Annotated in this window: 5 protein-coding genes and 1 pseudogene; 4 read left to right on the top strand and 2 right to left on the bottom strand. The window is 67.8% G+C overall.

Annotated features, from left to right (window positions below; genetic code table 11):
• Both AC1DTW_RS22365 and AC1DTW_RS22360 read left to right on the top strand, forming a co-directional pair.
• A pseudogene (locus tag AC1DTW_RS22365) lies at positions 1 to 249 on the top strand (C4-dicarboxylate ABC transporter); the annotation flags it as partial.
• 82 nt (positions 250 to 331) lie between these two features.
• Complete coding sequence (locus AC1DTW_RS22360; protein ID WP_477983595.1) at positions 332 to 1,669, top strand: porin; 1,338 nt, start codon at positions 332 to 334, stop codon at positions 1,667 to 1,669.
• Positions 1,670 to 1,876: 207 nt separating this feature from the next.
• Here the strand turns inward: AC1DTW_RS22360 and AC1DTW_RS22355 are convergent, their stop codons facing one another.
• Positions 1,877 to 2,503, bottom strand: a complete 627-nt coding sequence (locus tag AC1DTW_RS22355; protein WP_477983594.1) for a phosphatase PAP2 family protein — start codon at positions 2,501 to 2,503, stop codon at positions 1,877 to 1,879.
• A 203-nt stretch (positions 2,504 to 2,706) separates the two neighbouring features.
• Here AC1DTW_RS22355 and AC1DTW_RS22350 point away from each other — a divergent pair, with 203 nt between their 5' ends.
• A complete protein-coding gene (locus AC1DTW_RS22350) occupies positions 2,707 to 3,363 on the top strand; it encodes a response regulator (RefSeq protein ID WP_477983593.1) in 657 nt (218 codons plus the stop codon).
• On the top strand, positions 3,360 to 4,709 hold the full coding sequence (locus tag AC1DTW_RS22345) for an ATP-binding protein (RefSeq protein WP_477983592.1): 1,350 nt from the start codon (positions 3,360 to 3,362) through the stop codon (positions 4,707 to 4,709). The genes AC1DTW_RS22350 and AC1DTW_RS22345 overlap by 4 nt, the downstream gene beginning before the upstream one ends.
• A gap of 1 nt (position 4,710) precedes the next feature.
• On the opposite strand, the gene AC1DTW_RS22340 is transcribed toward AC1DTW_RS22345, so the two are convergent.
• Positions 4,711 to 6,336: a glycosyltransferase family 39 protein gene (locus AC1DTW_RS22340; protein ID WP_477983591.1), complete on the bottom strand. Its 1,626-nt coding sequence runs from the start codon at positions 6,334 to 6,336 to the stop codon at positions 4,711 to 4,713.
• Positions 6,337 to 6,418: the final 82 nt, after the last annotated feature.

The raw sequence follows: 6,418 nt of genomic DNA, 5'->3' as shown, positions 1-6,418 counted from the left end.
CGCACCACGCTCGAAGGCGCGATGAAGGACGCGACGACCTACGCCAACGCGATCGCCGCGACCGAGAACACGATCTCGCTCGACAAGATCAAGGCCAGCGGCAAGAGCACGATCTACACGCTGACGCCGGACGAGACCAACGAGTGGAAGAAGGCGCTGATGCCGGTCCACAAGGAGATGGAAGCGCGCGTCGGCAAGCCGACGATCGACGCTGTCTACAAGGCGGCCGGGTTCGTCGCGCCCAAGTAGTTCCCCCCGAGAGGCGCGGCGACCTCGCCGCGCGAACAACGTGTCCCTTTCCGGGACCGATCACAACCAGGAGATGACCCCGATGAATCAATTTGTCTTGCGCGCCACGATGCTGGGCGTGCTCGCCCTGTGTCAGCCCGTCTTCGCGGACGAAATCTCTGACCTGAAGGCGGAGATCGCCGCGCAGAAGCTCGCGGCCGAGGCGCAGAAGGCACGGCTCGACGCGCTGGAGCAGAAGCTCAACGGCGTGCAGCAACAGCAGGCTGCCAGCGTGAGCGCTCCGCCACCGCCTGGTCCGGAGGGCAGCGCCGCGACGGGTGTGAGCTTCAAGCAGGGCCAGGGCCTGACCTACAGCGCACCCAGCGGCAGCGTTTCGCTCTACGGCCTGATCGATGTCTCCTACGTGCATACCAACCATGCCGATGCGAACGGCGACAGCGTGAATTCGCCGCGCGTCGCCTGGTTCAGCGGCAACCGCTGGGGGCTGACAGGGCGGCGCGCGATGGGTGATAGCGGGCTGGACGTGATCTTCCGTCTGGAGGCCGAATACGAGAGCCAAACCGGCAGCGACGACACGCCGGGCGTGACATTCAATCGCGACGCCTGGGTCGGCGTCGAAAGCGCCGCATTGGGCAAGATCACACTCGGTCGCCAGAACGCCATCGGCCGCGATCCGATCTCTTCGGCGATCTATGGCGACCCGTACGGTCCGGCCGCTCCGTCCACCGAGGAGGGCGGCTATTCGAACAACAATAACTTCAAGCAGCTGATCTTCTACGCCGGCAGCGCCACCGGGACCCGTCTGAACAACGGCGTCGTCTGGAAGAAGAAGTTCGACAGCGGCCTGTTCGCAGGCGCCTCGTACCAGTTCGGTGGCATTCCGGGGGACTTCGCCAACGGCTCGTCGGAGACGGTCGCGCTGGCCTACGCCGGAGGTGCATTCAACGTCGCCGGCTTCGCCACCGCTGCCAAGGTGGCAGACCTGGCGAACAGGTCGTACTCGATTGGCGGCAACTACACCGTCGGGCCGGTTCGCCTGAATGCCGGCGTGTTCCATTACACCGCAGAACAGGGCGCGCTCGGCACTCGCAAGGACAACGCCTATACCGTCTCGGCCAAGTTTGCGCCCGCTGGTCCGATGGACTACGAGCTCGGTTATCAGAACATGAAGGCGAACAACGCGGCGGTCAACGGTGGCGGCAATGTGCTCAATGCCTTCGCAAATGCGAGTTCGGCGAAGGCCACGGCGACGGGCAGCCGCGCGACGCTGTACACCTCGGCCTTCTACCACTTCGACAAGATCACCGAGGTCTACGTAGCTGCGGACTACCTCCGGCTGAAGGACGGCTACAAGGTCGGGGCGACCAATGGCTTCCCGAATCAGACGGAGTTCGCGCTGGGACTGCGCACGCGCTTCTAGGCCGGATAGCAAGGGTGGGCAGGACGCATGGTCGTGCCCATCCTCACGCTGCCTGCATTTGCTCGCTCATGACGCAATGCGGGTCGCGGTTTTGACGCCGCGGACGAGTCTCCTGCTGCCGCCGCTGGCTACGCGGTGATGATGAGCGGGGGGGCGCATCACTCCGCAGCCGTCGCTGCGCCAACTCGTGCGCGCGTCGGTTCCAGTCTAGAAGGATCGGCGCCAGCCGATCGTCACCGCGCGCGGAAGCACGACGACGGTCAACGACTCGCGGCGCGCATGCGCGTAGAAGCCAATCGCGGTGCCAAGCGCGAATCCGGCCAGCACGTCGGTCTGCCAATGTGCGCGAATCTTCACCCGCGCGATGGCGTCATAGGCTGGCAGAGCCTCGAGCAGCCAGACGCTCGGGTGCTCGGCGCCGTACTCGAGAGCAAACGGCGTGACGGCAGCGGCGATCTGAGCGACCTCGCCGCTCGGAAAGCTGCGATGCCCGTGACCCCGGAACCACGCGTTTGGATTGTCGCCCTGGCTTGGTCGCGATCGTGAGAACGCGACCTTCATCGCCTCGGCCGCGACCGCGGATATCGCGATCGAATCAACCGTCTGCCATGCCGTGTGACCGAGGCGCGATTCGTTGCCTTCCGACAGCGCGATGCCGGCCACGATCAAGGCCGACCCGTATTCGAGCGCGACCTGATTGCGGCGGCGCCAAATTCCGGAATCGTCGTACCCCACGACGTGGTCGATCCCGAGCGGCCCCCCCGCGGCTCCCGAGGCGAACGACGCCGTGGCCCCAAGTGCCGCCACGAGATGTGTCTTCCATCGGGAGGTCATGAGGTCGGTGGGCAATGGGCCAGGTTCAAGCCTGCCGCGCGGCGACTTAAGAATCGCTTAAGAACCGCATTGCAAATGATCGGTCGGGCGATGCACACGGCCCAGGCCAGGCCGGACTGGCCGTTGGCTGGGTCGGCGATGGCGCGAGCGGCTTGATCCTGGCGCAGTAGATACTGCGGGCTTGAGGGAAACCTGGCTGAACGATGCGTGTCCTGTTGGTCGAAGACGATGCGATGATTGGCCGGGCGGTTCAACACGGCCTGCGGCAAACGGGGTTCAGCATCGATTGGGCGACCGACGGCGCAGGCGGTCAGGCCGCAGCCGCCAACCGCGTGTACGACGCAATGATCCTGGATCTCGGCCTTCCCCGTCTCGACGGCATGTCCTTGCTGAAGACCCTGCGGCTGCGCGGCGATCTCGTCCCGGTGCTCGTCATCAGCGCACGCGACACCGTGGCCGATCGCATCGAGGGGCTCAACGCCGGTGCCGACGACTACCTGCTCAAGCCCTTCGATCTTGACGAGCTCGTCGCGCGCCTGCGCGCACTGTTGCGGCGGCACGCCGGTGCGGCATCGGGCATCCTGACTGCAGGCGCGCTGAGCCTCGACCCGGTCGCGCGCCAGGTCACGCTCGCGGGCAACGAGCTGAGCCTGACCGCGAAGGAGTTCGCGTTGCTCGAGGCGCTGCTGCGCAAGCCGGGCGCCGTGCTCTCGCGCGAGCGGCTCGAGGAATCGATCTACGGCTGGGGCGAGGAGGTCGGCAGCAACGCGGTCGAGGTTCACCTTCACAACCTGCGGCGCAAGCTCGGGGCGACGCTGATCCGCAACGTGCGCGGCGTCGGCTACAAGATCGCCGGATGAAGCCGCCATCGATACGACGGCACCTGATGGTCTGGGTGCTGGGCGCGCTCAGCATCGGCGCGCTGATTCTCGTGTTCGCGGCCTACGCGTTGACGCTCCACGAGATCGACGAGGTGCTCGACGACGGATTGCGCCAGACGGCGCTTCTGCTCGCCGATCGGGATCTGGCAGGCGCCTTTCCGGCGAGACCGGCGGCGCACCTGGCGACGTCGGCGGACACCGAATCGAAGCTGGTGGCGATCGCCCGCCGGCCCGACGGTGCCTTGCTGTTCACGTCCGAGCCCGACATGGAGCTGCGTTTCGCGTTCGTCGCCGGGCACTCGCTGCAGACCGCGCGCGATGCGCAGTGGAACGTGTTCACGGTCCTCCAGGCGGATCGAGTCGTTCAGGTGGCGCAGCCCGTCGCGGTGCGTCGCGAACTGGCCGCGGAGTCGGCATCGCAGCTGCTGTTTCCGTTGCTCGGGCTTGTCGCGATGATCGCCGCGATGCTGGTCTTTGCGCTGCGGCGCGGGCTGGGCTCGTTGAGCGCGACGACCGATGCGCTCGCGACCCGCAGCGCGGCCTCGTTGGCACCGCTGGAGATCGGCAATGTGCCGGTCGAACTGCGGCCCATGGTGGCCACGCTGAACGACCTGCTGGTGCGCCTGGCGGCGGCGTTCGAGGCGCAGCGGCATTTCGTCGCTGACGCCGCACACGAATTGCGTTCGCCGGTGACCGCGCTGCAACTGCAGGTCCAACTGCTGGAGCGCAGCCACGATCCGCTGCAGCGACATCTGGCGACGCAGGAGCTGTCCGCCGGGATCGGCCGCACGCGCCGCTTGATCGAGCAGTTGCTGGACCTATCACACGCTGCCGCCGACGACAGCGCCGCCGATCGGTTCACTCGTTCGCCGATTCGCTTGAGCGATGTCGCCAGAAGCGTCGTTGCGCGCAGGAGTGCGCTCGCCGAAGGCCGCGGCATCGATCTCGGCGCGGATGGCCAGACCACCGCGACCGTCGAGGCGAACGAGGGGCAGATCGAGACCTTGCTGAACAACCTGGTCGAGAACGCGCTCAGGTACACGCCGGAAGGCGGTGTGGTCGACGTGATCGCGACCGAGATCGACGGTGCACCGGCATTGCGCGTCATCGACAACGGGCCCGGCATCGACCCGGCGGAGCGTTCACGCGTCTTCGACCGCTTCTATCGCACCGCCGAGGCGGTCGCAGCCACCGAGTCCGGCAGCGGCCTGGGGCTGGCGATCGTCAAGGCCATCGCCGACAAGCACGGCGCGACCGTGTCGCTGCACCCGGGGCGCGGCGGTGCCGGCCTCGAGGCGCGCGTCGTGTTCGCGAAGCCCGCATGACTCAAGGCGCGTGGGCGCTGCGTGCCTTGCAGGATCCGTCGAGCGCGTGCGCCGGGCGTGGGCGCACGCGCCAGAGCCCGACGTTGGCCTCGCGATAGACCAGCCCTGCGGACGCGAGCCAGGACGCGTCGGCGGCGCCCGGCGGCCATGGGCCGACGATCCAAGTCGGCGCCGGGCCGCACAACGCCCAGCCGAGTTCGTCGGATCCCAGGCGCCGGCGCGGCGTCGCAGGCGGCGCGAAGCGCTCGGCATCGGCGAGCTCGCGTCGCCAGCTGTCCCGCTTCATGTCGTCGGCTGCCCAAGGGTCGGCGACGGACACCGGCGCCTCGAGCTGCGCGTAGAACGGGATGTCGTAGTAGTAGTTGCCCAGGAACAGAACCGGTTCGCCGATCCCGCGACCCGCCTTCAGGTGCGCGGCCAACCGGGCCATCGACTTGGGCTGGTAGAAGTGCGCGGCCGTTGCGACGGCCACGCACGCTGCCGCCGCGGCGACGAACAGTGTGCGTTGCGGTCGCCACCGCGCGCCCGCCGCGCCCGTCGAGCTCACCCATCCGAACGCATCGGCGAGTACAAGGGCCAGTGGTGGCAGCGCCGGCAGGATGTAGCCGACCAGCTTGGAATCGGGCACCGAGAAGAAGACCGTGACGACGGCAAGCCAGACCAGCATCAGTGCGCGAAGGTCCGCGTTCTCGTTCCTGTGCCAGTAGCGGGCCGTGCCGATCACCAGCGCCCAGGGCGACCACGGCAGCGTCGTCGCGAAGAGCACGACCGGGTAGAACCACGCGGGCTGCGGGTTGTTGAAGCCGACTGAGACGAAGCGCTGCAAGTGCTGCACCACGAAGAAGTAGTGCGCGAAGTCGGGAAAGCGCCACTGCATCGCGATGAACCAGGGCGCGCCGATCGCCACGAAGACGAGCCAGCCGGGGGCCCAGAGCAGCAGGCGCACGAGTTGCCGAGCCCTGCCGCTCGCGAGGCCCCAGCCCAGCAGCACGAGCGCCGGCAGGACCGCGCCGATCAGGCCCTTCGCCAGTACGCCGGCGGCCGCCGCGACGAAGGCCAGGCACAAGGCCGTGCGGTGCGGGCGGCCCGCTTCGAGCGTCAGCGCCGCGTGTGCGACGAGCAGGATCGTGCCGGTGATGCAGGCGGCGACCAGCATGTCCAGATTCGCGTACTGGGCCCCGCCATAGAAGAGCGGCATCGTCGTCAGCACGATCACGCTGTCACGGGCGAGCCGCCGACCTGCCCAGCGGCGCACGAACGCGAACAACCCGGCAGCCGCCGCGCTCGCGGCGAGGATGGACGCCGTCCGGGCGCTCCAGACGCCAACGCCGAGCAGATCCATCGACGCGGCGGTGATCCAGTAGAACAGCGGCGGCTTGTGGAAGAACGGGGCGCCGTTCAGCGTGGGCACGAGCCAGTTGCCGCTGCGCAGCATCTCCCAGGCGACACCGGCATAGCGCCCTTCGTCGGGAATCGCCAGCGGCCGCAGCCAGGCGGTCGCCGCGAACCAGAGGGCGGCGAGGGCGGTGCAGGCCGCCCAGGCGCGCCACGTGGCCTTGGCGGCTGCCGAGCCTGCAGCAGAAGCGCCCGAGGCCGTGGCCCCGATTGGGGTCGTGATCGAATTCATCGCAAGATCGTGAACAGCGCTGTGCTGATCCGCGAGTCTCGCGAACGGGGACTTAAGTTCGACTTAGTCGCAACCTCAAGAT

Source organism: Rhizobacter sp. P5_A1, assembly GCF_056400745.1.
The sequence above is the reverse complement of the archived record's forward strand: the minus strand, read 5'-3'. Positions and strand labels throughout refer to the sequence as shown.